The 25704-nt window shown below is 64.5% G+C and carries 27 protein-coding genes and 1 riboswitch; of the genes, 13 read left to right on the top strand and 14 right to left on the bottom strand.

Going from position 1 to position 25704, the window contains the following annotated elements:
* Positions 1-144: 144 nt before the first annotated feature.
* Entirely contained in the window at positions 145-1773 is a 1629-nt protein-coding gene (locus tag ACM43_RS20835) for a fatty-acid--CoA ligase (protein WP_271542512.1), read from the bottom strand.
* Between the two features lie 65 nt (positions 1774-1838).
* Here ACM43_RS20835 and ACM43_RS20830 point away from each other — a divergent pair, with 65 nt between their 5' ends.
* Positions 1839-2936 carry an extensin family protein gene (locus ACM43_RS20830; protein ID WP_271542510.1) on the top strand — a complete coding sequence of 366 codons (1098 nt, stop codon included), beginning with the start codon at positions 1839-1841 and terminating at the stop codon, positions 2934-2936.
* Between the two features lie 36 nt (positions 2937-2972).
* On the opposite strand, the gene ACM43_RS20825 is transcribed toward ACM43_RS20830, so the two are convergent.
* Positions 2973-3653 (bottom strand): L,D-transpeptidase, encoded by a 681-nt coding sequence (locus ACM43_RS20825; RefSeq protein WP_157284789.1) that lies wholly within the window; start codon positions 3651-3653, stop codon positions 2973-2975.
* Between the two features lie 339 nt (positions 3654-3992).
* Between ACM43_RS20825 and ACM43_RS20820 the strand changes: the two genes are divergently transcribed.
* Together ACM43_RS20820 and ACM43_RS20815 are read left to right on the top strand one after the other, a co-directional pair.
* Positions 3993-4970, top strand: coding sequence for a magnesium transporter CorA family protein (locus ACM43_RS20820; RefSeq protein ID WP_109144626.1), 978 nt, complete (start codon positions 3993-3995; stop codon positions 4968-4970).
* A 204-nt stretch (positions 4971-5174) separates the two neighbouring features.
* The gene (locus ACM43_RS20815; protein WP_271542507.1) at positions 5175-5393 is read left to right on the top strand and encodes a hypothetical protein; all 219 of its coding nucleotides are present in this window, start codon (positions 5175-5177) and stop codon (positions 5391-5393) included.
* Positions 5394-5570: 177 nt separating this feature from the next.
* On the opposite strand, the gene ACM43_RS20810 is transcribed toward ACM43_RS20815, so the two are convergent.
* A complete protein-coding gene (locus ACM43_RS20810; protein ID WP_271542505.1) occupies positions 5571-6323 on the bottom strand; it encodes an SDR family NAD(P)-dependent oxidoreductase in 753 nt (250 codons plus the stop codon).
* A 26-nt stretch (positions 6324-6349) separates the two neighbouring features.
* Positions 6350-6991: a pyridoxamine 5'-phosphate oxidase gene (pdxH, locus tag ACM43_RS20805; RefSeq protein WP_271542503.1), complete on the bottom strand. Its 642-nt coding sequence runs from the start codon at positions 6989-6991 to the stop codon at positions 6350-6352.
* Between the two features lie 113 nt (positions 6992-7104).
* On the opposite strand from pdxH, the gene ACM43_RS20800 reads away from it, so the two are divergent.
* Both ACM43_RS20800 and ACM43_RS20795 read left to right on the top strand, forming a co-directional pair.
* A complete protein-coding gene (locus tag ACM43_RS20800) occupies positions 7105-7512 on the top strand; it encodes an RT0821/Lpp0805 family surface protein (protein WP_036004044.1) in 408 nt (135 codons plus the stop codon).
* Between the two features lie 166 nt (positions 7513-7678).
* Entirely contained in the window at positions 7679-8635 is a 957-nt protein-coding gene (locus ACM43_RS20795) for a J domain-containing protein (RefSeq protein ID WP_271542501.1), read from the top strand.
* A gap of 317 nt (positions 8636-8952) precedes the next feature.
* Here the strand turns inward: ACM43_RS20795 and ACM43_RS20790 are convergent, their stop codons facing one another.
* Positions 8953-9723, bottom strand: coding sequence for an anti-sigma factor family protein (locus tag ACM43_RS20790; RefSeq protein ID WP_157284796.1), 771 nt, complete (start codon positions 9721-9723; stop codon positions 8953-8955).
* 106 nt (positions 9724-9829) lie between these two features.
* Positions 9830-10318 (bottom strand): RNA polymerase sigma factor, encoded by a 489-nt coding sequence (locus ACM43_RS20785; protein ID WP_157284797.1) that lies wholly within the window; start codon positions 10316-10318, stop codon positions 9830-9832.
* Positions 10319-10488: 170 nt separating this feature from the next.
* Here ACM43_RS20785 and fabI point away from each other — a divergent pair, with 170 nt between their 5' ends.
* From fabI to ACM43_RS20760, 5 genes are all read left to right on the top strand, one after another.
* The gene (fabI, locus tag ACM43_RS20780; RefSeq protein WP_018648668.1) at positions 10489-11304 is read left to right on the top strand and encodes an enoyl-ACP reductase FabI; all 816 of its coding nucleotides are present in this window, start codon (positions 10489-10491) and stop codon (positions 11302-11304) included.
* Between the two features lie 12 nt (positions 11305-11316).
* A complete protein-coding gene (locus ACM43_RS20775) occupies positions 11317-11916 on the top strand; it encodes a histidine phosphatase family protein (protein WP_271542494.1) in 600 nt (199 codons plus the stop codon).
* A gap of 205 nt (positions 11917-12121) precedes the next feature.
* A complete protein-coding gene (gene aroC, locus ACM43_RS20770) occupies positions 12122-13210 on the top strand; it encodes a chorismate synthase (RefSeq protein WP_271542492.1) in 1089 nt (362 codons plus the stop codon).
* A gap of 62 nt (positions 13211-13272) precedes the next feature.
* The gene (locus tag ACM43_RS20765; protein ID WP_271542490.1) at positions 13273-14463 is read left to right on the top strand and encodes an adenylate/guanylate cyclase domain-containing protein; all 1191 of its coding nucleotides are present in this window, start codon (positions 13273-13275) and stop codon (positions 14461-14463) included.
* A 40-nt stretch (positions 14464-14503) separates the two neighbouring features.
* Entirely contained in the window at positions 14504-14902 is a 399-nt protein-coding gene (locus ACM43_RS20760) for a hypothetical protein (RefSeq protein WP_271542488.1), read from the top strand.
* A gap of 53 nt (positions 14903-14955) precedes the next feature.
* Here the strand turns inward: ACM43_RS20760 and clpS are convergent, their stop codons facing one another.
* The 3 genes from clpS to ACM43_RS20745 form a co-directional block, all read right to left on the bottom strand.
* Positions 14956-15261: an ATP-dependent Clp protease adapter ClpS gene (clpS, locus tag ACM43_RS20755; RefSeq protein WP_036004073.1), complete on the bottom strand. Its 306-nt coding sequence runs from the start codon at positions 15259-15261 to the stop codon at positions 14956-14958.
* 141 nt (positions 15262-15402) lie between these two features.
* Positions 15403-15786: a fluoride efflux transporter CrcB gene (gene crcB, locus ACM43_RS20750; protein ID WP_271542485.1), complete on the bottom strand. Its 384-nt coding sequence runs from the start codon at positions 15784-15786 to the stop codon at positions 15403-15405.
* A 28-nt stretch (positions 15787-15814) separates the two neighbouring features.
* Positions 15815-17017 (bottom strand): MFS transporter, encoded by a 1203-nt coding sequence (locus ACM43_RS20745; RefSeq protein ID WP_271542483.1) that lies wholly within the window; start codon positions 17015-17017, stop codon positions 15815-15817.
* Between the two features lie 118 nt (positions 17018-17135).
* A riboswitch (Fluoride riboswitch) is annotated at positions 17136-17212 on the bottom strand.
* Between the two features lie 219 nt (positions 17213-17431).
* Here ACM43_RS20745 and ACM43_RS20740 point away from each other — a divergent pair.
* Positions 17432-18295, top strand: a complete 864-nt coding sequence (locus tag ACM43_RS20740; protein WP_271542481.1) for a DUF1194 domain-containing protein — start codon at positions 17432-17434, stop codon at positions 18293-18295.
* Positions 18296-18490: 195 nt separating this feature from the next.
* Positions 18491-19126 (top strand): hypothetical protein, encoded by a 636-nt coding sequence (locus ACM43_RS20735; RefSeq protein ID WP_193760406.1) that lies wholly within the window; start codon positions 18491-18493, stop codon positions 19124-19126.
* 4 nt (positions 19127-19130) lie between these two features.
* Here ACM43_RS20735 and ACM43_RS20730 read toward each other — a convergent pair whose 3' ends face one another.
* Positions 19131-19976, bottom strand: a complete 846-nt coding sequence (locus ACM43_RS20730; protein WP_271542479.1) for a nucleotidyltransferase domain-containing protein — start codon at positions 19974-19976, stop codon at positions 19131-19133.
* A 110-nt stretch (positions 19977-20086) separates the two neighbouring features.
* Between ACM43_RS20730 and ACM43_RS20725 the strand changes: the two genes are divergently transcribed.
* The gene (locus tag ACM43_RS20725; RefSeq protein WP_271542477.1) at positions 20087-20686 is read left to right on the top strand and encodes a hypothetical protein; all 600 of its coding nucleotides are present in this window, start codon (positions 20087-20089) and stop codon (positions 20684-20686) included.
* On the opposite strand, the gene ACM43_RS20720 is transcribed toward ACM43_RS20725, so the two are convergent.
* The 4 genes from ACM43_RS20720 to dxs all read right to left on the bottom strand — a co-directional run bounded on the left by ACM43_RS20720 (position 20683) and on the right by dxs (position 25385).
* Positions 20683-21930, bottom strand: a complete 1248-nt coding sequence (locus ACM43_RS20720; protein ID WP_271542475.1) for a class I SAM-dependent RNA methyltransferase — start codon at positions 21928-21930, stop codon at positions 20683-20685. The two genes, ACM43_RS20725 and ACM43_RS20720, sit on opposite strands and share 4 nt — an antisense overlap.
* Positions 21923-22657, bottom strand: a complete 735-nt coding sequence (locus ACM43_RS20715) for a TlyA family RNA methyltransferase (RefSeq protein WP_271542473.1) — start codon at positions 22655-22657, stop codon at positions 21923-21925. Before ACM43_RS20715 ends, ACM43_RS20720 begins: the two co-directional genes overlap by 8 nt.
* A gap of 27 nt (positions 22658-22684) precedes the next feature.
* On the bottom strand, positions 22685-23239 hold the full coding sequence (locus ACM43_RS20710) for a nucleoside 2-deoxyribosyltransferase (protein WP_271542471.1): 555 nt from the start codon (positions 23237-23239) through the stop codon (positions 22685-22687).
* A gap of 217 nt (positions 23240-23456) precedes the next feature.
* The gene (gene dxs, locus ACM43_RS20705; RefSeq protein WP_271542469.1) at positions 23457-25385 is read right to left on the bottom strand and encodes a 1-deoxy-D-xylulose-5-phosphate synthase; all 1929 of its coding nucleotides are present in this window, start codon (positions 25383-25385) and stop codon (positions 23457-23459) included.
* Positions 25386-25704: the final 319 nt, after the last annotated feature.

The following is a 25704-nucleotide window of genomic DNA, read 5'->3' as shown; positions in this document are numbered from 1 at the left end:
TCACATGGAGCGCAGCGAAGTGTGAGACGGGGTGGGGTGACGATCTCTCCACATCCGACACTGCCCGAGCGGAGAGATCACCCCACCCCGCTCGCGCTGCGCGCGATCGACCCTCCCCCTCCAGGGGAGGGTGAGCACCACTGCCTACGCCGCAGCGTTCGGGAACCGGTAATCCCTAAACTGGTCGCGCAGCGCCGTCTTCAGGATCTTGCCGGTGGCGGTGTGCGGAATGCCGTCGACGAAAGCGACGTCGTCGGGCATCCACCATTTGGCGATCTTGCCCTCCATGAACTTGAGGATGTCCTCGCGCGTGGCCTGCTGGCCCTGCTTGAGCTGCACGATCAGCAGCGGCCGCTCGTCCCATTTGGGGTGGAATACGCCGATCACGGCGGCTTCCGCCACGGCGGGGTGGCCGACCGCGAGGTTTTCGAGGTCGATCGAGGAGATCCACTCGCCGCCGGACTTGATCACGTCCTTGGAGCGGTCGGTGATCCGCATATAGCCGTCCTCGTCGATGGTCGAGACGTCGCCGGTGTCGAAGAAGCCGTCCTCGTCGAGGATGTTGCTGTCGACGCGGTAATAGGCCTTGGCGACGGCGGGACCGGAGACCTTGAGGCGGCCGAAGGTCTTGCCGTCCCAGGGCAGTTCCTTGCCGGCATCGTCGGTGATCTTCATCTGCACGGCGAACGGCGCATAACCCTGCATCTGCAGCACGTCGAGCCTGGCATCGCCGGTCGCATTCTGGAACGGCGGCTTCAGCGCCGCGACGGTGCCGATCGGGCTCATCTCGGTCATGCCCCAGGCGTGGCGGACGTTCGAGCCCATGTCGAGGAAGGCCTTGATCATCGAGCGCGGCATTGCCGAGCCGCCGCAGATCACCATCTTCAGATCCGGCAGTTTGAGATTGTTGGCGGTCATGTGCTGGAGCAGCATCAGCCACACCGTCGGCACGCCGGCGGTGTGCGTCACCTTCTCGGTCGAGAGCAGTTCGTAGACCGAGGCGCCGTCGAGCTTGGCGCCCGGCATCACCAGCTTGGTGCCCTGCGAGGGCGCGGAGAAGGCGATGCCCCAGCTGTTGGCATGGAACAGCGGAACGACCGGCAGCATTGTCTCGGACGCACTGGTGCCGAGCGCGTCGACGTTGTTGGCCATCAGCGCGTGCAGCACGTTGGAGCGATGCGAATACAGCACACCCTTGGGATCGCCGGTCGTGCCGGAGGTGTAGCACATCGCCGCCGCCGTGTTCTCGTCAAAGTCCTTCCATTTGAATTTGCCGTCGGCCTGCGCAATCCAGTCCTCGTAGGCGACCGCGTTCTTCAGCGTGGTCTCCGGCATGTGAGCCTTGTCGGTGAGCACGATGTAGCGCTCCACGCTGGGCAGCTTGTCCGCGATCTTCTCCAGGATCGGAATGAAGGTGAGATCGGTCATCACGACGCGATCCTGCGCATGATTGATGATCCAGGCGATCTGTTCGGGGAAAAGGCGCGGATTGACGGTATGGCAGATGGCGCCGATCCCCATGATGCCGTACCAGACCTCCAGATGGCGCCAGGTGTTCCAGGCGATCGTTGCGACACGATCGCCGAGCTTGATGCCGTCGCGCTCCAGCATCTGCGAGACCTTGAGCGCGCGCTTGTGGATCTCGGCGTAGTTGGTGCGATGGATCGGTCCCTCGACCGAGCGTGTGACCACCTCCTGCTTGCCATGAATCCTGGCGGCGTGTTCGATGATCCGGTGGCAGAGCAGGGGCCAATCTTGCATCAAACCAAGCATTCCGACGTTCCTCCGAGAAGTCGCTGGGCGCGTTATCGCTCTCAGCGTTGGGCCAAAGAATTGCCATGAGTTTTAGCCTGCCGGACTTTCGTCGCAAATGGTCTTGTCGCGGCTATATGTCCGCCGGCGCGGCAATGGTTACCGCTGCGGCGGGGCTGTTGCTGCTCGCCGAAAGGGCAGAGGCGCGGAAATATCCTGCGCCGCTCGATATCTTCAACCTTGGAGCACCGAAACCCCGCGCAACCGTTCGCGCCGCGAGGATTCCGCTGCCGAAGCCGCGTCCCGAGGAGGCCCCCAAAGCGTCGGATGAGGGGGCGGCGCAGGCAGACGGCAAGCCGTCCCCCGACAAGCCGTCCCCCGACAAGCCAAGCGCGGACAAGCCCGCCGAAGCCGCGCCGCCGCCCGAGAAGCAGGCCTCGGCCTGCCGGCTGGCGCTGACCGAGGAGATCGCGATCGCGCCGTCCATTCCGGATATCCGCGGTCCGGGTGCCTGTGGCGGCGAGGATCTGGTGCGGCTGGAGGCCATCGTGCTGCCGGACAAGCGCAAGGTGACGGTCAAGCCGGCGGCCATCCTCCGCTGCACCATGGCGTCCGCGCTCGCCGATTGGGTGCGCAAGGACATGGCGCCGCTGGCGACCAGCCTCGGCTCCGCCGTCAGCGAGCTCGACAATTTCGACAGCTTCGAGTGCCGCGGCCGCAACCGCGTGGCCGGCGCGATGCTGTCCGAGCACGGCAAGGCCAATGCCATCGACATCCGCGCCGTCAAGCTCGCCAATGGGCAGTCGATCGGCCTGACCGACCGCACCACCTCGCGCGAGGTGCGCGAGCGCGTGCTGCACTCGGTCTGCACTCGCTTTTCCACCGTGCTCGGCCCGGGTTCGGACTGGTACCACGAGGACCACATCCATCTCGATCTCGTGCAACGGCGCAACGATTACCGGATTTGCCAGTGGAACGTGTGGGATCCGCTGCCTCAGGTCGCACCGCTGCTGCCGGCGGAACGTCCCGAGGAGGCACCGCCGCGCGAGGTCGCGGCCAAGCCCGAGGCAAAGGAGGGCGCCGACGACGGTGGGGCGGAGACGCCTCCTGCGCCTGCCAACAAGCCGGCGGCGGATGGCAACAAAGCCAGATCACACCAGCCGGCAACAAAAAAGCGCCGGTGAAACCGGCGCCTTTGAAAAGCCTCGGGCAAGGCCTGCTTAGTAGGGTGAGCTGGAACCGCCCTGGAGCGCGAGGCGCGGCTTGTAGGGCGAATCGCCGTGCTTGGGCTCGAGCACCACGACGAGGGTGCCGAGCTTGACGCGATCATAGAGATCGATCGCGTCCTCGTTGGTCAGGCGGATGCAGCCTGACGAGATCGAGGCGCCGATATATTCCGGCTGGTTGGTGCCGTGGATGCGGAACAGCGTGTCCTTGCCCCCAGAATGAAGGTACAGGGCGCGGGAGCCCATCGGATTGTCCGGTCCGGGTGCGACATAGGTCGGCACGCCCAAGCGCGAGATTTCGCCGGGGGTGGGGTGCCAGGCCGGCCACTCGGTCTTGCTGGCCACCTTGGCGATGCCCGACCAGGCCATAGCTTCTTCGCCGACGGTGATGCCGTAGCGGATCGCTTTGCCGCCCTCCAGCACGTAATAGAGGTAATGGTTGTCGGAATCGACCACGATCGAGCCCGGCGCTTCCTTGCGGTGGAATTCGACAATGGCGCGGCGGAACGGTTCTGCGACCGCGGTATTCTCGTATTTCACCTTGGCAAGGAGCTCTTTATCCTTAGGCTTGAACGCCTTGGTGTCCGTCGCCTCGTAGCGCGTGGTGGCCTGCATGCAGCCCGACAGCAGCAGGCCAGCGGCCAAAATCCCAAAAATAATTCTCAGCGACGACATGGTTTGGTTCCAATCAAAACAATACCGTGCGGAAGGGACCTGAGCGTAGCGCTCAAGTTCCTCGACTCCGTTAAGCCCATTATGGTTGAAATCTGCCACAATTCCAGCGCTGAAGCCGTTTTCCAGGGCTGTAAGACCGCAGCTGTGGCTTTTCTGCCGCAAATTTGGGGATGTCGTGCGGGTTTTTTTGGTAAGACGCGCCAGACTGTTCCTCCGGCGCCACAGTTAAGCCTTGGGGCCGCCGCGGATCTAAACGCTCCGTTAATGTTGTTGTCATCGTGAACCTGTCAGAATCGCGCTAAGGGCTGTCGTTCTGTCGCAGGATCTCTGGAGCTTTTGATGTTTTCGGTGTTCGTTCCCTCCGAGACCTCCCTCAAGAAGGCGGTTGTCGAGGATCTCACAGCGCTGCCGGAGAACGCAGTCTGGATCGACCTCGTCAACCCCTCGGCTGCCGAGGACAAGGCGGTCGAGCGGCTGGCGGGCATCGCCATCCCGACCCGGGAAGACATGCAGGAGATCGAGATCTCCAGTCGCCTCTATATGGAGAACGGCGCGCGCTACATGACCGCGACGCTGATGTGCCACTCCGATACCGACATGCCCCGGACCACGGCGGTGACCTTCATCCTCGGCGACCACCGCCTGGTGACGGTCCGCTACGACCTGCCCAAGCCCTTTGCGCTGGTCGAGGCCAAGCTCGCCCGCTCCTGCACGCCCTCGATCACCGGCGAGATGGTGCTGATGGAGCTCCTGGACGCCGTGATCGACCGCTGCGCCGACATTCTGGAGCGCTGCGGCGCCGAGATCGACCAGGTCTCCCACGAGATCTTCGAGCCGGAGAGCGAGCGCCACGGCCACGCCAAGCGATATTCCCAGATCCTGATCTCGATCGGCCGCAAGGGCGATTTGACCTCGAAGGTTCGCGAGAGCCTGGTGTCGATCGGCCGCGTCGTGACGTTCCTGTCCGCCGTGGTCGAGGGCGTGAAGTGGTCGAAGGACATGCGCGAGCAGCTCAAGACCATGCAGCGCGACGTCGCCTCGCTGACCGATCACGCCTCCTATCTCTCCAGCAAGATCACCTTCGTGCTCGACGCCATGCTCGGCGTCGTCAATCTCGAGCAGAACAACATCATCAAGCTGTTTTCGGTCATGGCCGTTGTCCTGATGCCGCCGACTCTGATCGCCTCGATCTACGGCATGAACTTCAAGGTGATGCCGGAACTCGAATGGGTGCACGGCTATCCGATGGCGCTGGTGATGATGCTGATCGCCGCCATCGTCCCGTACTGGATCTTCAAGTGGAAGAAGTGGCTGTAGGATCGTGCGCGAGCAAAGATACCTACCGAGACCTTACGCCGCTCGCATAGACACGATGAATCGTGTCGCAGAATCGATCGGGATTGCGGCGACGCGGTGACGCGTGTGTCATGCCGCAATTCCTCCGGTAAAATTTGAGCGGTGGGCTGAACGTTTGCGCGAAACTTGTCTGCGATAAGCAGGGCGTAGCCGCGAGGAACAGCCATGGTTGAGAAACACATAACGTCGCCCCGCAACGTCATCGATCTGGCGAACTACCGTCAGGCGATGACGAGCGGCAAGGCGCCGTCGATGTCGGCACGCATGTGCCGGCACTGTGGTGCTCCGCTGCTCGATGGTGAGAACGACGACGACTGCTCGACTGCATTCAGCACGGCCGCTCCGCGGCCGCGCAAGCGGTCACGTCGGATTCGACTCGATTGAGGAACGGAAGGTAAGGGCGATCCAGGCCTTGCGGCGGCGTTGTCTGGATCGCCTTGCTTCCCTGAGCGGCCATTTCCACTTCCGTCATTGCGAGGAGCGAAGCGACGAAGCAATCCGGACTGTCTCTGCGGAGGCAGTCTGGATTGCTTCGCTTTCGCTCGCAATGACAGTGCCCGTCTACACGTGCTGGCCGCCGTTGATGTGGATCTCGGCGCCGTTGACGTAGGAGCTGGTGTCCGTGCACAGCACGTAGATGATCTTTGCCACTTCGTCGGGCGTGCCGAGGCGGTGCATCGGGATCTGCTGCTCCACGATTTTGTCGGTGCCCGGCGACAGGATCGAGGTGTCGATCTCGCCCGGCGCGATCGCGTTGACGCGCACGCCGACGCGGCCGAAGTCCGAGGCCATTTCGCGTGTCAGCGAAGCCAATGCGGCCTTCGAGGTGGCATAGGCGGCGCCGGCGAAGGGGTGCACGCGCGAGCCCGCGATCGAGGTGACGTTCACCACCGAGCCCTTTGCCGCCTTCAATTCCTCGATCAGCCCGCGCGCCATCATGATCGGCGCGAAGAAGTTGACGTGGAAGACGTGCGTCCAGGTCTCGAGGTCGGTGTCGACCGAGCCGAGCCGGGAGCCGCCCGGGCCCTTTGGCGAGATCGCGGCGTTGTTGACCAGGGCATGCAGCATGCCGCCCTCGAGCCGGTTGCGGATCTCCGAGATCGCGCGCGCGGTGTCCTGGGGATCGCCGAGGTCGACCTGGATGTGGTCCTCCGGCCCGGCGTCCCAGGGGCAGTCCTCGGGGAAAGGGTGCCGCGAGCAGGTGATGACGCGCCAGCCGGCCGAGGAGAAACGGATCACGGTGGCGTGGCCGATGCCGCGGCTGGCTCCGGTCAGGAGCAGCGTACGGCGCGGCGCATTGGACGAATGCGGCATGGACATCTTTCAGGTCGGCCCAAAGCTTACGGATACATTCGCGTCTTGGACCACGGTTGGCCCGCGGCGTCACGGCGAAATTCGATGCGGTCGTGCAGGCGGAACGGGCGGTCGTGCCAGAACTCGATCCGCAACGGCGTGATGCGCCAGCCACTCCAGCCCGGCGGCCGCGGCACTTCGCCGATGACGTATTTGGCCGCGACCTTGGCGATGGCCTGCTCGAACGCGAAGCGGCTCTCCAGCTCTTGCGATTGCTTGCTCGCCCAGGCGCCGATCTGGGCCTGCTTCGGTCGGGTCGCGAAATAAGCGTCGGCCTCGGCGTCGGTCACCGGCGTCACGTTGCCGCGGATGCGGACCTGACGGCGCAGCGACTTCCAGTGAAAAAGTAACGCTGCCTTAGGATTTGCGGCGAGTTCGCGGCCCTTCTGGCTGGCGATATGGCTGTAGAAGACGAAACCCTCGGTATCGAAGCCCTTCATCAGCACCATGCGCACATCAGGCAGCCCGTCGGGATCGACCGTTGCGAGCGCCATGGCGTTCGGATCGTTCGGCTCGCTCTTGACCGCTTCGTTCAGCCAGGCCTCGAACAACGCAAATGGCTCGTCGGCGGCGGTGAAATCACCGGATGTTAAGGGTGTCTGGTGTTTCATCGAGGTCGTGTCGGTCATGTCCGGAGTCCGAGTTGCGTCCCGCGGCCCAAAACGCGTTGTTGTCCGCTACCGCCCTATATAGGGCATGGGGACGCGTTGGCCTATCGGCGATCCGGCCGTCCGGCTTCGTCATGACGATGATTCTGATCGGGCTTGGTGCCGGCGGCTGCAGCTTTTCCCGCAACGACGGCAGCGCCTATGCCAAGGCCGAGGACAGCGACCTCACCGGCTCGATCGCGCGGCCGGCGAAGGACGCTCCCCCGACCGAGACCGATCTCGCCTTCACCCGCAATGCCGCCTCCGACGTCCTCAGCAAGGGCGACAAGGATTCCAGCCAGCATTGGGAGAATCCGGAGACCGGGGCGCGCGGCTCGGTGACGCCCATCGCCCAGTCCTACGCCGCCGAGGACGGGCGCAAATGCCGCGACTTCCTGGCGAGCTACGTCAACGGCAATACCGAAAGCTGGCTCCAGGGCGCCGGCTGCCAAAGCGGCCGTGGCCGTTGGGAGATTCATACGCTAAAGCCGTGGCGGAGCTGAGCATGATCCGGAAACGTGGGAACCGGTTTTCCGATCAGACCATGCTCCAAAGATAGAGCTTCAGCTCGCGTTCCTAGTTGCAAAAATGCCACTCTCTTCCCACATCACCCGCAGGTGGGGCGGGGAGCCCTTTGAACAATTCGATTTCTTGAAGGAGACGTGACGAATGCGCGACCCCTATGAGGTCTTGGGGGTGCCGCGGAGCGCCAGCGCTGCCGCGATCAAGAGCGCCTATCGCAAGCTGGCCAAGAAGCACCATCCTGACAGCAACAAGGGTGATCCGAAGGCTGCCGAACGCTTCGCCGAGATCAACTCGGCCAACGAGATCCTCGGCGACGAGGACAAGCGCAAGCAGTTTGACCGCGGCGAGATCGACGCCGAGGGCAAGCCGCGCTTCCAGGGTTTTCCGGGCGGCGGCGGTCCTCGCGGCCGCGCGGGCCCTGGCGGATTCGAAAGCTATACGTTCCGAAGCGGCGGTGCGGGCGGCCCGGGCGGCGGCGCGTTCGAGGACATCCTCAACAGCATGTTCGGCGGCGGGATGCGCGGCGCGCGGCCCGGAGCCGGCGCCCAGTTCGAGTTCGACACTGGCGGCATCGGGCTCGATCTCGACGTCAACGTCGCCATGAGCGTCTCGCTGGAAGAGGCGGTCAAGGGCGGCGAGAAGCGTGTCCGGCTGCCGACGGGCAAGGAGCTCAACGTCAAGATTCCGGCCGGGGTCACCGAGGGCCAGCAGATCAGGCTGCGGGGGCAGGGAGAAAGTGCGCAGGGCCATCCGCCCGGCGATCTCCTGATCACCATCAACATTGCACCGCACCCGTTCTTCAAGGTCGAAGGCGCAGACCTCAGGATCGACCTGCCGGTCACGCTCTACGAGGCGGTGCTCGGCGGCAAGGTCCGCGTGCCGACCCTCGGCAATGCCGTGGAGCTCTCGGTCCCCAAGAACACCTCCAGCGGTCGGACCTTCCGCCTCAAGGGCAAGGGCCTTCCGAAAGCCGGCGGAATCGGGGATCTCTTCGTCATCATCAGGATTATGCTACCGGACGGGAACGACGCCGAGCTTGAAGCATTGATGGAGAAGTGGCGGGACCAACACCCCTACAATCCACGTAGCGGTGTCGGTTAGGGCGAGAGCGAACTGAAGGGGTTCTCCTAAAGGACCACGGCATCGTTCTGGAGATGATGCCCATCATACGCCTGAGGCGTGGTAGCGCTTCATGGTTTCGACGTGTCGGCTGTCCGGCGGGGCAGCCGATAAAAAGGTGCGGCCTCGAGAGGGGGACCAGCGCGGTACCAAAAACCCCAATCGAGGCCGCCCGCGTCGATCGGCGGATCGAACGCCACTCATAATCGCGTGAACACCCGGTGCGATAATGAGACGCGTCGATGTCCTGATTCCAAATTTTCGATGACGGAATCTAGGCACAGCGCTTGTGCGGTTGTCTAGGTGCCATTTTTCTCTGCTTGGTCGTAGACGGCCTGCGCCACCTTGGTCAGCCGCTCGCGATCGCTGCTGCCGCTGACGACGTAGCCGACGCCGCGCTCGGACCAGAACAACGCGCCGTCCTTGTCCGTCTTGGCGTAGCGCATTTGCGTCGCACCATTCTCGGTCTTGGCGCTGTAGATCGTGTACCGCTCGCCCGAAGCGCCCTCGTACATCAGGAACGACGCCGGGCCGTTCGGTCCCGGCAGAAGCCGGCCGCCGACCAGCTTCAGCCCGCTCGCCTCCAGGTTCGGCGCGAACACGGTCCAGCCGCAGCGCCGGGTCAGCCAGGCCTGCAAGTGATCGCGCTCGTTGCCGCCGACCTCAACGGGGTGGCGGACCTCGACGACATAGAGGCGGTGGGCATCGAGTGCGTCCGCCGTAAAGCTCCGGAAGGTCGAGGGTGCGTTGGCGGCGCCATGCGCCACCCAGCCGGCGGTGCCGCCGGCGACGAAGGCGACCAGCACGGCCGCGGCGGCGCCATAAAACCATTGCCGCGGGCGGCGCTCCAGCCTCTCGAGCTCGAGCCGTGCGGGCACCCGTTCATGGGCAATCGAATCGTAACGCGCGTGCAGCATCTCGGCCATGGTCCGCCAGGACTGCACCCGCTCGGCGTCCTCGGGGTGGGCGGCAAGAAAGGCCTCGACGTCGGCGCGTCGCTCGGCCGGCAGCTCGCCGTCGACATAGGCGTGCAGTTCGTCCTCGGTCACTGGGATGTTGCGGTCGTTCATATCGGTCGTCTCTGGCTCTGCGGCCCAAAATGTCTTCTGCGAGTTAGCTTCGCGCAGCTCACTATCCGGCTGCGGGCGGAGATCGTTCGATGCATCGACCCGGCCATCATTTCACCCGCCTGAGCGCCGTACGCTCGCCCTCCAGCGAGGCTTTGACGTGGGCTCTTGCGCGCGCCAGGCGCGACATCACGGTGCCGATCGGCACGCCCTGGATGTCGGCAACCTCGCGGTAGCTCATGCCTTCCAGCATCACCAGCAGCAGCACCGAACGTTGCTCCTCGACGAGGGTGGTCAGCGCCTTCTCGATGTCGCGTCCTTCGGCCTCGGTCCCGCTTGCATCGGGGTTGTTATCCGTCAGCGGCATGAATTGCGGCCGCCTTGCCAGCGAGCGCCGTCGGTTTTTGTTGAGGTTGGTCAGGATCGTATAGAGCCAGCTCCTGACGTCGCCTCCGAGAAACAGCCGCTCCGAACGCAGCGCGCGTACCAACGTATCCTGGACCAGATCGTCGGCCGCATCGGCATCGCGTGTGAGCGCGCGGGCGTAGCGGCGCAACGCCGGGATCATGGCTTCCACACTCTGGCGAAACGCACTCATTGCGGTCCTGACATCCCTGGCGTTAGGCGCGCGCCTATAGCGATCATAACACCCAAGCGGAACGGCTATTCCGGCACTCGAAACAGCGTTAATGCGGATTAGGGCTGTACCGCGGGGGAGGGCTGGTGTACCTCCAGACCTCAACGAGAGTTCGACGGGACGTGCAAAAAATGGCGCAGAATTCGGGTCTGATGCAAGGAAAGCGCGGGGTCATCCTCGGCGTCGCCAACAACCGCTCGATCGCCTGGGGCATCGCCAAGGCATGCCACGCCGCGGGCGCCGAGCTCGCCTTCACCTATCAGGGCGATGCGCTGAAGAAGCGCGTCGAGCCGCTCGCCGCCGAGATCGGCGGCCTCGTGCTCGGCCATTGCGACGTCACCGATGCCGCGACCATCGATGCCGTCTTCGCTGTGCTGAAGGAGAAATGGGGCAAGATCGACTTCCTGGTGCATGCGATCGCCTATGGCGAGCAGCTCGACGGCCGCTACGTCGACACCACGCAGGAGAATTTTTCGAAGTCGATGCTGATCTCCTGCTATTCGTTCACGGCGGTGGCGCAGCGCGCCGAGAAGCTGATGACGGATGGCGGCTCGCTGATCACGCTCTCCTATTACGGCGCCGAGAAGTGGATGCCGCACTACAACGTCATGGGCGTGGCCAAGGCGGCGCTGGAAGCCAGCGTGCGCTATCTCGCTGCCGATCTCGGCGAGAAGAACATTCGCGTCAACGCGATCTCGGCAGGTCCCATCAAGACGCTGGCGGCGTCCGGCATCGGCGACTTCCGCTATATCCTGAAGTGGAACGAGACCAACGCGCCGATGCGGCGCAACGTCTCCACCGAAGACGTCGGCGGCAGCGCGCTGTATTTCCTCTCCGACCTCTCGCGCGGCGTCACCGGCGAGGTGCACCACGTCGATTCCGGCTATCACGTGCTCGGCATGAAGCGGCCGGATGCGCCTGATATCTCGCTTGGCGGGAAGGACTAGCCTCTAACTGAAATGCCCAAGCCTACGATCTACTATCTTCGCCACGGCGAGACCGAGTGGAATGCGCTCGGCAGGCTTCAGGGCACCAGGGACATTCCGCTGAACGCGCGCGGCCTCAGCCAGGCCGTGCAGGCTGGCGGCATTCTCGCCGACCTGTTCAAGCGCGACGGGCACGACAAGGCCGCGCTGGCTTACGTGTCGAGCCCGCTCGGCCGTGCGCGCCAGACCATGGAGCTCGCGCGCGGCAAGCTCGAATTGCCGCCTGCCGATTACGCGCTCGATGATCGTCTGCGCGAGATCGGCTACGGCACCTGGGAGGGGCTGACGCTAGCCGAGAGCGAGGCGAGGGATCCGGACATCTATGCCAGGCGTCTCGCCGACAAATGGACCGTGGGGCCTGCGGGTGGGGAGACCTACGCCGACGTGCAGGTCCGCGTGCGCGCCTGGTACGACCAACTCCTGACCGACACCGTCGCGGTGGCCCATGGCGGGACCTGCCGGGCCCTGATGGTGTCCCTGGGGCTGGAGACACCGGCAAGCGCCGCCGATCTCTATATCGAGCAGGGCGCCGTCTACGTGTTCCGCGACGGGCGGTTGGAGAAGTGTAGTTAGGGGCCGCCCCATCCCTACCGTCATGCCCGGGCTTGTCCCGGGCATCCACGGACTTTTTCGGTTTTGGTGTGCGCAAGAACGTGGATGGCCGGGACAAGCCCGGCCATGACGCTGTGGCAGGCATTTGACCGCCCCTTCAGATCGCGTTAGGTCACGGTGACATTCATCATAAACGTTGCAAGTCAACGTTACGCGGCAGTTCGGGATGTCCTTCAATACCTTCGGCCACATGTTCCGCGTCACCACCTTCGGCGAGAGCCATGGGGTGGCGATCGGCTGCGTGGTCGACGGCTGCCCGCCGATGATCCCGCTCACCGAGGCCGACATCCAGCGGGATCTCGACCGCCGCCGTCCCGGCCAGTCGCGCTTCACCACCCAGCGCCAGGAGCCGGACCAGGTGAAGATCCTGTCTGGCGTGATGGCCCATCCCGAGACTGGCGTTCAGGTGACGACGGGCACGCCGATCGGCCTTCTGATCGAGAACACCGACCAGCGCTCGAAGGACTATTCCGAGATCAAGGACAAGTTTCGTCCCGGTCACGCCGACTTCACCTATGAGGCGAAATACGGCCTGCGCGACTATCGCGGCGGCGGGCGCTCCTCGGCGCGCGAGACCGCGATGCGCGTTGCGGCCGGCGCCATCGCCCGGAAAGTGCTGCCCGACGTCAAGGTGCGGGGCGCCCTGGTGCAGATCGGCCCGCACAAGATCGACCGCGACAAGTGGGACTGGGACGAGGTCGCCAACAATCCGTTCTTCTGCCCGGACAAGGACAAGGCCGCGTTCTTCGAGACCTATCTCGACGGCATCCGCAAGAGCGGCTCCTCGATCGGTGCCGTGATCGAGGTCGTCGCCGAAGGCGTGCCGGCAGGTCTTGGTGCGCCGATCTACGCCAAGCTCGATTCCGATCTGGCGGGCGCGATGATGACCATCAACGCCGTGAAGGGCGTCGAGATCGGCGCCGGTTTTGGTGCGGCAGAACTGACTGGTGAGGAGAACGCCGACGAGATGCGTTCCGGCAATGACGGCACGCGCTTCCTCTCCAACCACGCCGGCGGCGTGCTGGGCGGCATCTCCACCGGACAGCCCGTGGTGGTGCGTTTCGCGGTGAAGCCGACCTCGTCGATCCTGCAGCCGCGTCTCACCGTCGATCGGCAAGGTACCGAGACCGAGATATTCACCAAGGGCCGCCACGACCCCTGCGTCGGCATCCGCGCCGTCCCCGTCGGCGAGGCCATGATGGCCTGCGTGCTGGCCGATCACTTCCTGCGCGATCGCGGGCAGGTGGGACGCTGAACTTGCGGTACTAGTCCACCGCGCAGCTTGACGGCTCCACAACTTCGTCCGCAAATGCGGCCATGAACAGCTCCGAGCTTCAGCGCATCTCCAACTGGCTGATTGACGGCACTTGGGCGGCTCAGGAGCCGGCCGTAGGGATTGCCGATTTCTGCGAACGTCTGGTCGCGGCCGGCCTGCCGCTGTGGCGGTTCGGCATCTTCATCCGTACGCTGCATCCCGAAGTTTTCGGCCGCAACTTCATCTGGCAGCAGGGCCAGGGAGTCGAAGTCGGCAGCGTCGATTTCGAGATCCTGGACACGCCCGAATTCGCCCGCAGCCCGCTGCGCGTCGTGTTCGAGCAGGGGATCGAGGTCAGGGGCCGCGCAAGCGATCCCGACAGCAAGCGATTTCCGTTCCTTGAGGACATGCGCGCCGAAGGCGCGACCGACTATGTCGCGGTGCCGGTGCCTTTTCTCGACGGCTCCATTCACGCGACGAGCTGGATTACGAAGCAGTCCGGCGGCTTCAGCGACGACGACATCGCGACGATTCGCTCCCTCGTGACGCCGCTCGCGCGCATCAGCGAGATCATCAGCCAGCGGCGCACCGCCGAGATGCTGCTCGACACCTATGTCGGCAACCGCGCCGGCGCGCGCGTTCTCGGCGGCCAGATCCGCCGCGGCCACCACGACACCATGCAGGCCGCGATCTGGTTGTCGGACCTGCGCGGCTTCACCGCGCTGTCGGACCGGCTGCCGCCCGAGACGGTTGTCCAGATCCTCAATCATTATTTCGACTGCCAGGTCACGGCGATCCGAAACCATGGCGGCGAGGTGCTGAAGTTCATGGGCGACGGCCTGCTCGCCGTGTTCCCGATCGACGAATATGTCGGCGATGCCGCCCATGTCTGCGCGCACGTGCTGGAGGCGGCGCGCGAATCCCGCGCCAGCGTCGAGGCGCTCGCCTTTCCGGTCGGCGCCGTCGTCGAGCGCTTCCGCTTTGGCGTCGCGCTGCATGTCGGCAACATCCTTTACGGCAATATCGGCGGCGGCAACCGCCTCGACTTCACCTGCATCGGCCCGGCGGTCAATCTCGCCGCAAGGCTGGAGAAGATCACGGGGCGCCTGGGGCGGACCGTCGTCGCCTCGGAAGGTTTTGCCAATGTCTGCCGCCATGATTGGCACCAGCTCGGCGAGTTTCCGATCGCGGGATTCTCCAAGGCGCAGCGTGTGTACGGGCTGGCGGATGAGACGTCGGTGGTGATGGCGTGAAAGTCGATCCGTGCTCTCGCATGTGAGACCATGGGCATCCTTGGCGCTCTCCCTGTGCCTGACTGGCTGCGGGTTCGTTCAAGACGAAGCGGTTGATGGGCCTTATCGTCTCGTCGCCCTCGACGTCGATGAAGATATGATGCTTTGCCGATCCATCGGCACCGATGCAGATTGTGTAGGCGATGGTCTGCCGGGGCCTACGGTGTTTCAGGCCGGCGCGAATGCCCGGTACATCGTGTTCGCTCGCCACCCGCGCAAGCGGGGAGAGCAACCGAACCGTTCGGTCACGGAGTTCTACTATATCGCACGAGAGGCGAATGAGCGGGACGTTTTGGTGCAGGTATCCGTGAGTGGCCCTTTCAATGAAGCTGAATGGCAGGAGGAGAAGCGAAGGCTGCAGCTTCCGGAGTTCAGCAAGGTCTTTGCCAAATTGAAGTAGCACGCGGCCAGATCATCTTGGCGCGCCTTGACCGCACTTCTAGGCTGTATGCCTCACTCCTCCGGCTCTGTCGTGAACAGCAGCGGATAGCCCTTGGCACGGCCGGCGTCGGTGGCGCGCGTTGCCTTGGTTTCGGCGACGTCCTTGGTGAATACGGCCACCACGCAGGCGCCCAGCTTGTGCGCGGTGATCATCACCTTATAGGCCTGATCCTCGGTCATGCGGAATTCGGCTTTCAGCACCATGGTGACGAATTCACGCGGCGTGTAGTCGTCGTTGATCAGGATGACCTTGTGGAGCTTCGGCCGCTCGACCTTGGTCCTGGTCCTGGTTTTCGGTTTGGTGACGGTATCGTTCATCGTGTCCCGAAACGCTCTGGCTCGGATGAGCCACCAGCCAACGCATCATACCGCAGGAGCGGGCAGCGCTCCAAGATACGCGGCCGCTCGCCACTATGCCGTCGCGGCTGGGCAGGAATGCACGACTTGCGCCTGCTCGAGTTACGGAAGCGCGCGAACGAGCTGTAATGCGGCGATCAGAGCGCCCACCGACAGCACGACCGACGCAATCATGTAGGCGGCGGATGCCCATGTCTGGCCGCGCTCGATCAGAAACCAGGCATCCAGCGAGAACGTCGAGAACGTCGTGTATCCGCCACAAATCCCGACCGTCAGAAACATCCGCGCGGCCTGCGGCAGGTTCCATTTGGTCGCGAACAGCGCGGTGAAAATGCCGATCAGGAACGATCCGGTGACGTTGACGATCAGCGTGCCCCACGGAAAATCCGTACCGAACGCGCGGCCCGACCCGATCGCAACGAGATAGCGTATGACCGCGCCGAGCGCTCCGCCGCCGGCGACAGCGAGAATGTATTGAATGTTCAATGTCTCGGTCCCCACTTCGCCATTTGCTTCACTTGCCCTCCGTGGCCAGACCCTTGCCGACGGCGAGCAGCCCCACCAGCGAAACCAGCGCGAATCCAAGCCCGGCAAGAAACGTTCCCGCCGGTCCATAGGCGTCCCACAGCGCACCCGCGATCACGCTCGCAGCCAGCAAGGCAAGCCCGGTGAACAGGTTGAAATAGCCGAAGGCGGTGCCGCGCAGGCTTGGCGGGGCGGCATCGGCGACCATGGCCGAGAGCAGGCCCTGCGTCAGTCCCATATGGAGTCCCCACAGCACGACTCCGAGCGCGAGGCCCGCAAGGCTCGGGAGCAGCGCCAGCGCGAGGTCGGCCGCGGCGAGGAAGACCAGGCCGAACGCGAGCAGGCCGGTCCGGTTGATCCGGTCCGACAGCACGCCGGCCGGATAGGCCGACAGTGCATAGGCGACGTTCATCAGCACCAGTACAGCCGGCACCCACATCACGTCGAGCCCGATGTTCTGTGCGCGCAAGATTAGGAAAGCCTCGCTGAAGCGCGCGAGCGTGAACACGACGCCCACGGCGACGACGCGCCAATAGACCGCTCCGAGCTGGCGCATTGCGGCGAGATTGAGCGGATTTTCGGCACGTTTCCGGCTCGGATCGGGATCCGGCTCCTTCACCGCGAACGCGATCAGCCCGAAGGACAGGAAGGCCGGCAGCACCGCCACCCAGAACACGAGGGTAAAATTGTCTGCCGTCCACCACATCAGGCCGATTGCCACGAGCGGCCCGACGAAGGCGCCGATCGTGTCGAGCGATTGCCGCAGGCCAAAACTCGCGCCGCGCAGGCCGACGGGGGCGATATCGGCGATCAGCGCATCGCGCGGCGCGCCGCGAATGCCCTTGCCGACGCGATCGATGAAGCGCGCCGCCACCAGCCATCCGACGCTGGGCGCGAGCGGGAACAGCGGCTTGGTGAAGGCGGCCAGCCCATAGCCGAGCGCGGCGAGCAGCTTGCGGCGGCCGAGCCAGTCCGACAGCGCACCGGAGAAGATCTTGGTGATCGAGGCGGTCGCCTCAGCAACACCCTCGATGAAGCCGACGGTGAGGGTGGAGGCGCCGAGCACGGTGACGAGATAGACCGGCAGCAGCGCGTGGATCATCTCGGAGGAGATGTCCATGAACATCGAGACGAAGCCGAGCACCCAGATCCCTCTGGGCAGCGTGGTCCGTACGGCATTCGGTGTCGTCATCGTCACGTCTTCGTGGTCCCCTCGCATTCGCCTGCCGGCCGCCAGCAGGCAACAAAAAACCCGCCATCGGCGGGTACGTCCATGCTCCCGCCAAAGGCAGAGGCCCAAGATTGCCTCTCCTCGAGCAGGAGTCATCAGCCCATGAGGTCATCGACCGCCGGGCGGTTGTCGGGGGACTCCATCCCCATCTGTGCGACCAACCTAGCATGGAAATCGTGCCGGACAAGTGGGCGGGGGGCGCGGGCCTCCGCCGTCAGCTGTCATTCCGGAAATGCGCAGCATCGAACCCGGGAACATGGCGGCAGACTCGCACAACGTGTGAATTCCTAACTCGAATGTGAAGCACAAGCGATCTTCGGCCTTTGCGGCAAGCCGATTGCATGTCACCATCGCGTCATACGACGGGAGACTGCGATGCGTTTGCTGTTCTCGATCGGGGCTGTGCTGGTGGCCGGCATGCTTGCCGGAGGGGATGTCGCGGGCATCGCGGCACCAGGACCCAAATTCGAATCGCCCAGAACTCAACCGCAGCGGCTTGCGGCCGACAAGGACGCGCAGAGCGTCGATGTCGAGCTGATCCTCGCGGTCGACGTGTCCTACTCGATGGACATGGACGAGCTCGCGATCCAGCGCGAGGGCTATGCGCAGGCGATCCAGTCGAAGGAGTTCCTGCAGGCGCTGAAGCTCGGCCCGAACGGCCGCATCGCAGTGACCTATTTCGAGTGGGCCGCCTCCAGCGACCAGAAGATCATCATTCCCTGGCGGCTGATCGATGGTCCGGAGACGGCGGACGCGGTTGCCGCCGAGATCATGAAGACGCCGATCCGGCGCGCTTCGCGCACCTCGATATCAGGCGCGATCAACTTCGCGATGCCGCTGTTCGACGAGGATCCCTATCGCGGCCTGCGCCGTGTCATCGACATTTCCGGCGACGGTCCGAACAACAATGGTGGCCCGGTCACGATGGCGCGTGACGCTGCGCTGGAGAAAGGCATCGTCATCAACGGCCTGCCGATCATGGTCAAGGAGCCGTCCTATTCGACCATGGATATCGACAATCTCGATCTTTATTACGAGGACTGCGTCATCGGAGGGCCGGGGTCGTTCGTCATCACGATCAAGGAGCGCGACAAGTTCAAGGAAGCGATCCGCACCAAGCTGCTGATGGAAATCGCCGGCCGCACGCCGGAGCGCCCGGTGATGCGCGTTGCCGACAAGGAGCCGCGCGTCAATTGCCTCATCGGCGAGAAGATCTGGTCCGACCGCTGGGGACGGTGAGGGGGCGGTTTTTTCCGGCGGCATCACGCCCACCAGTTCCGGCTGAGACCTTTTGCCCGCCCGAACCATGCGCGCGCTTAACGGCTCGTTAACGGCTGCGTGGCCCTAATCGCATCGTTACTGTTCGTTCCCGCCGGCATCCTGACCTGCCCAAACCAGCGAAAGCGGGTTTGTCAGGCCCGTCCGAGCAATCCAATGGCCATCGTCACATCGAGCACCAGCCAGATTTCGCCCGCCAACGAGCGGCTGTATCGCCAGAGCGCTCTGCTCGGTGACTGGAAGGGCAATTGGGTGGGCAACAACCAGCCCGTCGGCTTCAAGGTCGTCAACATCCGCGGGGCCCGGGCGCAGGTCGAGTACACCAACAACGGGCGCACCGAGCGCGGGTTTGCCGAGGTTAAGGGCACGCTCATCACCTTCGGCGGCGTCACGGTCGGCACCAAGGACGGCAAGAACATGGTGATGCTGTTCTCGTTCGGGGGCGTTGGCAAGCAGACCGCCAATCTGCAAAAGCAGGACCCGCCCGCGTCCGACAACCGCCTGATGGGAAGCTGGGGCGGCTATTCCAGCGAGAACGGCAAGAGCGCGAGCTTCAAGGTGCTGTCGGTCAATGGCAAGGAGGCCGAGGTCAGCGTCACCACCGACGGCGTCACCCGCAAGGGCACCGGCTTCGTCTACAAGAACGTCATCATGTTCGGACAGACGCAGATCGCAAGCGACGACGGGCAGAACGGCAAGATCATCTACCAGGTGGGCACCAAATCCTTCATGGTGCCGGTGACGAAATATCCGCCGGCGGATTCGTCGTCGTCGGTCGATAGGACGGCATAACACTTTACGGCGCTGTTCCGCCGGGGTGAGCCAGCGCCTTCAATTCTCGGTCGACCTGCCGCAGCATTGCGCAGGCCTGCGCGAAACCGCCATCAGCGACGAGTCGCCAGATTTCGTCGGCCTGCTCCACCAGGTGCGGAATCGTCAGCGGCAGGCCGGCTGCCTCCTGTAGCGCCCCCTTCTCGTTGATCAGATAGCGCTCGTTCACTGCGAACAGCACCTGCGCAATGCAGGCGAGCGACCTGTAGAGGCATCCCGCGACATGGGTCCGCTCGTTGCGTGCCGCCGCGAGCTCGGCATTCTCGATGCTGAACAGGACCTCCCATTGGAAGCGCCGGATCAGGGCGCTGCGCAGATCCTCCGGATAGGGAAGTGCGATCGATTTGAGCCGGGCGATCACGCCGCTCGGATCGTGCAGCGGCTGACAATATGCGATCTCGCCCATCCAGATGGTCGAGCAGAAACCATGCGGATGGCCGGGTTGGTAGGCCATGAGCACCTTACCGTACCGGCAGGCCGACATGACGCGTTCGACATCATCGAGGCAACGGTACAGCAGATCGACCTTCCGCCCCTCGACCGACAGCCAGGCTCCTCCGACGATCCACGATCCCCATTCGTTATATGTTGTCACGGTCGTGGCGCCTGGATCGTCGGCGATACTCTTCACCACCGTCAGCAGTCGATCCGTGTCGAGCGGAGCGGCGTTGGAGCGGTACAGTCCGATGTCATAGTCGGAGGAGGAATGGGCAGTGCCGCGCGCGCGTGAGCCCCCGAGCACCACGGCCTGGACGCCAGGTACCGCGGCAAGAACCGGTGTGAGGCGGGCGAGTAACGGATCGTGCGGCATCTGGTGAGGTTCCCCAAAAGTCCTGCGGGCGCGAGGACGACGCGGTCACTCCGCTGGCATTGATGATGGTCGAGGAGTATAGTTTTGCAGGGTTCTAGACGGTAGCCAGGATGTTCGACATTGCACGCTCATGCGCTCTTGCGGGTCTCGCCGTGCTCTGCCTCGGCGTGGCGTCGGTTCATGCGCAAGTCGCGCCGCTGCGATATTGGATTCCCGGTGGGCCTTTCGGCCTTGGGGGCGCTGCCGGCCTGAGCTCCGACACCTATGGCAACTTTGCGGGCTTCAACGCCGGAGAGGCCGATTGGCGCACGAGCTCTGCAAACGGGTTCTTCATCGGTCGCGAACGCGGCAATCTCGGATTGAGCGGCTTCAACCAGGCGGGCTCGCTCGGCAATTTCAGCGCGCTCTCTTATGACAGCACGCAATTCGGCTATCAGATGAAGACCGGCGGCGGTATGCCCGTCACCTTCTTTGCCGGCTTCGACACGCTGAAATACGGCAACGGCATCGGCAGCTCATTGGCGCCGCTCACCTCCGGCGCCGGGCCCGGCTATGGCGGGTTTGCGGGTGTCGAATTCAAGCCGACCTCAAATCTCAGCCTGTCGTTCGGCGTCGGCTACACCCAGCGGGATTCGGGCCGCATGGACAGCGATATCAGATCGAACATGCTGCCCGGCGAATCGCCGGCGCTGAGCGGCCTGCGGCGCTAGCGTCTAAACTCCGCCACCAGCTCGACATGCGGCGTGTGGCGGAACTGGTCGACCGGCACCACGGACTTCAGCCGATAGCCGCCGTCGATCAAGAGCCGTGCGTCGCGGGCAAAGGTCGCGGCGTTGCAGGACACCGCGATGACGACCGGCACCTTGCTCGCCGCAAGCTTCAGCGCCTGCGCCTGCGCGCCCTGGCGCGGCGGGTCGAACACCACGGCGTCGAAGTCCCGCAGCTCCTGCGGCACCAGCGGGCGGCGGAACAGATCGCGCAGCTCGCACTTGATCGGCTTCAGGCTAGGTGTGCGCGCAGCTTTCGCCAGCGCCGCGATGGCGCCGGCGTCACTGTCATAGGCGGTGACGCGCGCCTTCTCCGCGAGCCTGAGCGCAAACGGACCGACGCCGCAGAAGAGGTCGAGCACCTCCTTGGCCTTGCCGATGCGGTCCGTGACGAGTGCCGCGAGCGTCTCCTCGCCTGCCACCGTCGCCTGCAGGAACGAGCCCGGCGGCAGCGTCACCTCGGCGCGGCCCATCCTCACCGTCGGCGGCAGGCGTTGCAGCACCAGCTCGCCATGCCGGGTCAGCCGCGCCAGGCGGTGCTGCTCGGCGACGCGCGACAGCGCGGTGACCAGCGCCGTCGGCAGCGGGCCGGAGCCGCGCACGTCGACATCGAGGCCATTGGCGGTCGCGGTGACCTGGATATCCAATGGCTTGGTCACCGGCATCTTGGACGTCAGCGGCTCGGCGAGCGCCCAGGCGGCATCGAGTGCGCCCTCGAGCGCGGGATCGAGGATCGGACAACGATGGATCGGGATGACGTCGTGAGAGCTCGCAGCCGAGAAGCCGACCTTGAGGATAGCGTGTGTGCCGAACCGGCCGTGCAACGTGATGCGTCGGCGCCCGGCGCCGTGGGCGTCGACCAGCGGCGCCACCTCGCAATCGATGCCGGCCTGCGCCAGCGTTTCGATCACGATATTGCGCTTCCAGGCCCGATACGGCTCGGTCGCCCAATGCTGGATGGCGCAGCCGCCACACACGCCGAAATGCGGACAGAATGGCTCGATGCGTTCCGGGCTCGCGACCTCCACCGCCAGCAGCTTGCGGCGGTCGGGATGATGGCCCGCGACGTGATCGACCTCGACGGTCTCGCCGCCGAGCGTATAGGGCACATAGATTGCTTCGCCGGCATCGAGGCAGACGCCGTCGCCGCGATGGCCGACATGATCGATCGTGATGCGCTCAACCACGGCGCGCGCCCAGGAAGAATTCGATGTTGCCGTCGCCGCCCGTGATCGGCGAGGGAAATATGTCGATCTCGGTGCAGCCGAGCGACGCCGCAAAGGCCGCGATGTCGTCGCAGATCTCCCGGTGTATGGCGGCATCGCGGATGATGCCCTTCTTGTTGTGCTTCCTGTCAGCCTCGAATTGCGGCTTGATCAGCGCCAGCAGGCTCATCGGCGCGGCCGCAAGCGACAGCGCCACCGGCAGCACTGATTTCAGCGAGATGAAGCTGACGTCGATGACGACGACATCGGGGCGCGCCGGCAGGCGCTTGCCCTCATAGCTGCGGATGTCGGTCTCCTCCATCGATACGATCTTCGGATGATCGCGCAGCGAGGGATGCAGCTGGCTTGTGCCGACATCGATGGCGAACACCAGGCTCGCGCCGTTCGCCAGCAGCACCTCGGTGAAGCCGCCGGTGGAGGCGCCGACGTCAAGGCAGACATGGTCCTCGATCTCGATCGGGTACCGCTCCAGCGCCCCGGCGAGCTTGACGCCGCCGCGGGAGACGTAAGGGTGCGCCGGCTCGGCCTGGATCACCGCATCCTCGGCGATCGTCTCCGACGGCTTTGCGACCTGCTTGTCGTCGGCCGTGACGAGGCCGGCTTCGATGGCCGCGCGAGCTCGCGCCCGGCTCTCGAACAGGCCGCGCTCGACCAGCAATACATCCGCGCGCTTGCGGGCAGGGGGCATCGGATCTCCGACGGACGACTAAAAAGCTTATGTAGCGATCAATCGCGCGGCCGCCATCCGGACGCAAGTCTCGAACGCGGTGAGATCGTGCCAGACGTCGGTCGGCATAGCGGCCGGCGTCACCAGCGGGCAGCCGTGCAGCTCCAGCGCATGGATCATCATGAGGTTGTCGACGAGGCCGAAATCTTCGACCGCCAGCCCCTGTGCATCGACCAGCCGACCATCCTCGGACACGACGTCCATGAAGCGACTGAGGCGGTCGGCATAGGCGGCGCCGTCGTTGGAATAAGCCAGGCAGAATTTGCGGCGGCCGGCCATGTAGCCGAGCTCGTAGACGGTGCCGGGATCGGCGCCGGCGCCCCGGAACGGGGTGAGGTTGGCGATGATCGCGTCGGCATCGTCCATCATCGCCTCGTTGCCGCAAAAGATTTGCCGCGAGGCGTCACGCGCGGTGAGGTCGATCGCATTGTCGAGGGGATAAAGGCCGGTAAGTCCGTGCGCGGCGCAGATTTCGACCTTGCGCCGGCCGATCTCGACCGCATCCGGCAGGAACACGTCGGGGCCTGCCAGATAGATTTTCATCGCGCGACCGATTGAGAAGGCATCGGAGTTGCCGCGACGTCGGCGGTGCAAAACCTCTCCAAGGGGAGAGGTCGCGCCGAAGGCGCAGGTGAGGGGTTACGCTCTCACGTGGGACCTGAGCCCCTCAGCCGGATTGCACTGGACGATGCTTCGCATCGCCAGGAGCAATCCGACCTCTCCCTACGGGAGAGGTGGGGTTCAGCGTCTGCCGCGACAATCAAGCCAGCTTGACCGTCTCGGTTTTCACGTCCTTGCCGAGCGCCTCGAACACCTTGGCGACGATGCCCTTGGCGTCGAGGCCGGCGCGGGCGTACATCGCGGCCGGGGTGTCGTGGTCCTGGAACACGTCGGGCAGCACCATCGAGCGGAACTTGACCATGCCGCTGTCGAGCACGCCCTGGTCGGTCAGGTACTGCGCGACATGCGAGCCGAAGCCGCCGATCGAGCCTTCCTCGATCGTGATCAGGATCTCATGATCGCGCGCGAGCTTGAGCACCAGCTCGGTATCCAGAGGCTTCATGAAGCGCGCATCGGCGATCGTGGTCGACAGGCCGTGGGCGGCGAGCTCGTCGGCGGCCTTCTCGCATTCGGCGAGGCGCGTGCCGAAGGAGAGCAGGGCGATCTTGCTGCCCTGGCGGATCATGCGGCCCTTGCCGATCTCGAGCGGAATGCCGACCTCGGGCATCTCGATACCGCGGCCTTCGCCGCGCGGATAGCGCAGCGAGCTCGGACGGTCGTCGATCGCGACCTGGGTCGCCACCATGTGCACCAGCTCGGCTTCGTCCGCCGCCGCCATGATCACCATGTTGGGCAGGCAGCCGAGATAGGCGTTGTCGAACGAGCCGGCATGGGTCGCACCGTCGGCGCCGACGAGGCCGGCGCGATCGATGGCGAAGCGGACGGGCAGGCTCTGGATCGCGACGTCGTGGACGATCTGGTCGTAGCCGCGCTGCAGGAAAGTCGAGTAGATCGCGCAGAACGGCTTGTAGCCTTCGGTCGCAAGGCCCGCGGCAAAGGTCACCGCGTGCTGCTCGGCGATGCCGACGTCGAAGGTGCGGTCGGGGAAGGCCTTGTTGAAGATGTCGACGCCGGTGCCCGAGGGCATCGCCGCGGTGATGGCGACGATCTTGTCGTCCTTCTGCGCTTCCTTGACGAGGCTCTGGCCGAACACGTTCTGATAGGCCGGCGCGTTCGGCTTGGCCTTGGCTTGCGTGCCGGTCGCGACGTCGAACTTGACGACGGCGTGGTACTTGTCGGCGGAGGCTTCCGCGGGGCCGTAGCCCTTGCCCTTCTGCGTCACGACGTGGACCAGGATCGGGCCGGTCTCCATGTCGCGGACGTTCTTCAGCACGGGCAGCAGATGGTCGAGGTTGTGGCCGTCGATCGGGCCGACATAGTAGAAGCCGAGCTCCTCGAACAGCGTGCCGCCGTCCATCATGAAGCCGCGGGAATATTCCTCGACGCGATTGGCGCGGTTGGCGAGGATCTTGGGCAGGCGCTTGTTGATCTGCTTGGCTGCATCGCGCAGCGTGCGATAGGTCTTGCCGGAGTAGAGGCGCGACAGATAGGCGCTCATGGCGCCGACCGGCGGCGCGATCGACATGTCGTTGTCGTTGAGAATGACGATCAGGCGCGAGTTCATCGCACCGGCATTGTTCATGGCTTCATAGGCCATGCCGGCCGACATCGCGCCGTCACCGATCACGGCGATAACGTTGTTCTTGCCGCCGGAGAGGTCGCGCGCCACGGCCATGCCGAGGCCGGCGGAGATCGAGGTCGAGGAATGCGCCGCGCCGAACGGATCGTAGTCGCTCTCGCTGCGCTTGGTGAAGCCGGACAGGCCGCCGCCGGTGCGCAGCGTGCGGATGCGGTCGCGCCGGCCGGTGAGGATCTTGTGCGGATAGGCTTGGTGGCCGACATCCCAGATCAGCCGGTCGCGCGGCGTATCGAAGACGTAATGGATCGCGGTGGTGAGCTCGACCACGCCGAGGCCCGCGCCGAAGTGACCGCCGGTCACCGAGACGGCATCGATGGTCTCCTGCCGCAGCTCGTCGGCAACCTGGCGAATCTGCTCGACCTTGAGCTTGCGCAGATCTTCCGGCGTCCGGATGGTGTCGAGAAGCGGCGTCTTACTGTATGCGTTCACGGCGATTTCCAATTTGTCAGCACCGGAAGGTCATTCCGGTGCGCGATGGGTTTGCACAATATCGGCGCAGCGCGAGTCCTATAACCGTCGGAGCCACCTGCACGGGGCAAGGCCCCGCCTTCAAGCTTAGGTAAGCTTAAGTGTGCTCCGGTTCAGTCTCTGTGATCCCTGTCACTTAGATCGGCTTCGTCCGTCCCAAGCCAATTTCATTAGCAGTTTGAAGCGCTTGTCGTCGGTAATCGGTGCCCACGCAAGGCTTACAAAAAGCCACACTCCGCGCAGCTTTACACCAAAGCTTGGGCCAAAGCCAACCCGCTGG

The organism is Bradyrhizobium sp. CCBAU 45321, from assembly GCF_028128975.1.
GTDB classification, from domain to species: domain Bacteria; phylum Pseudomonadota; class Alphaproteobacteria; order Rhizobiales; family Xanthobacteraceae; genus Bradyrhizobium; species Bradyrhizobium yuanmingense.
This window is presented reverse-complemented; position numbering and strand designations above follow the sequence as displayed.

What these genes read in the sequence shown, in the direction of transcription:
- ACM43_RS20835 (WP_271542512.1), bottom strand. Translation starts at nt 1,773, where the DNA reads ATGCTTGGTTTGATGCAAGATTGGCCCCTGCTCTGCCACCGGATCATC.
- ACM43_RS20830 (WP_271542510.1), top strand. Translation starts at nt 1,839, where the DNA reads ATGAGTTTTAGCCTGCCGGACTTTCGTCGCAAATGGTCTTGTCGCGGC.
- ACM43_RS20825 (WP_157284789.1), bottom strand. Translation starts at nt 3,653, where the DNA reads ATGTCGTCGCTGAGAATTATTTTTGGGATTTTGGCCGCTGGCCTGCTG.
- ACM43_RS20820 (WP_109144626.1), top strand. Translation starts at nt 3,993, where the DNA reads ATGTTTTCGGTGTTCGTTCCCTCCGAGACCTCCCTCAAGAAGGCGGTT.
- ACM43_RS20815 (WP_271542507.1), top strand. Translation starts at nt 5,175, where the DNA reads ATGGTTGAGAAACACATAACGTCGCCCCGCAACGTCATCGATCTGGCG.
- ACM43_RS20810 (WP_271542505.1), bottom strand. Translation starts at nt 6,323, where the DNA reads ATGCCGCATTCGTCCAATGCGCCGCGCCGTACGCTGCTCCTGACCGGA.
- pdxH (WP_271542503.1), bottom strand. Translation starts at nt 6,991, where the DNA reads ATGACCGACACGACCTCGATGAAACACCAGACACCCTTAACATCCGGT.
- ACM43_RS20800 (WP_036004044.1), top strand. Translation starts at nt 7,105, where the DNA reads ATGACGATGATTCTGATCGGGCTTGGTGCCGGCGGCTGCAGCTTTTCC.
- ACM43_RS20795 (WP_271542501.1), top strand. Translation starts at nt 7,679, where the DNA reads ATGCGCGACCCCTATGAGGTCTTGGGGGTGCCGCGGAGCGCCAGCGCT.
- ACM43_RS20790 (WP_157284796.1), bottom strand. Translation starts at nt 9,723, where the DNA reads ATGAACGACCGCAACATCCCAGTGACCGAGGACGAACTGCACGCCTAT.
- ACM43_RS20785 (WP_157284797.1), bottom strand. Translation starts at nt 10,318, where the DNA reads ATGAGTGCGTTTCGCCAGAGTGTGGAAGCCATGATCCCGGCGTTGCGC.
- fabI (WP_018648668.1), top strand. Translation starts at nt 10,489, where the DNA reads ATGGCGCAGAATTCGGGTCTGATGCAAGGAAAGCGCGGGGTCATCCTC.
- ACM43_RS20775 (WP_271542494.1), top strand. Translation starts at nt 11,317, where the DNA reads ATGCCCAAGCCTACGATCTACTATCTTCGCCACGGCGAGACCGAGTGG.
- aroC (WP_271542492.1), top strand. Translation starts at nt 12,122, where the DNA reads ATGTCCTTCAATACCTTCGGCCACATGTTCCGCGTCACCACCTTCGGC.
- ACM43_RS20765 (WP_271542490.1), top strand. Translation starts at nt 13,273, where the DNA reads ATGAACAGCTCCGAGCTTCAGCGCATCTCCAACTGGCTGATTGACGGC.
- clpS (WP_036004073.1), bottom strand. Translation starts at nt 15,261, where the DNA reads ATGAACGATACCGTCACCAAACCGAAAACCAGGACCAGGACCAAGGTC.
- ACM43_RS20745 (WP_271542483.1), bottom strand. Translation starts at nt 17,017, where the DNA reads ATGACGACACCGAATGCCGTACGGACCACGCTGCCCAGAGGGATCTGG.
- ACM43_RS20740 (WP_271542481.1), top strand. Translation starts at nt 17,432, where the DNA reads ATGCGTTTGCTGTTCTCGATCGGGGCTGTGCTGGTGGCCGGCATGCTT.
- ACM43_RS20735 (WP_193760406.1), top strand. Translation starts at nt 18,491, where the DNA reads ATGGCCATCGTCACATCGAGCACCAGCCAGATTTCGCCCGCCAACGAG.
- ACM43_RS20730 (WP_271542479.1), bottom strand. Translation starts at nt 19,976, where the DNA reads ATGCCGCACGATCCGTTACTCGCCCGCCTCACACCGGTTCTTGCCGCG.
- ACM43_RS20725 (WP_271542477.1), top strand. Translation starts at nt 20,087, where the DNA reads ATGTTCGACATTGCACGCTCATGCGCTCTTGCGGGTCTCGCCGTGCTC.
- ACM43_RS20715 (WP_271542473.1), bottom strand. Translation starts at nt 22,657, where the DNA reads ATGCCCCCTGCCCGCAAGCGCGCGGATGTATTGCTGGTCGAGCGCGGC.
- ACM43_RS20710 (WP_271542471.1), bottom strand. Translation starts at nt 23,239, where the DNA reads ATGAAAATCTATCTGGCAGGCCCCGACGTGTTCCTGCCGGATGCGGTC.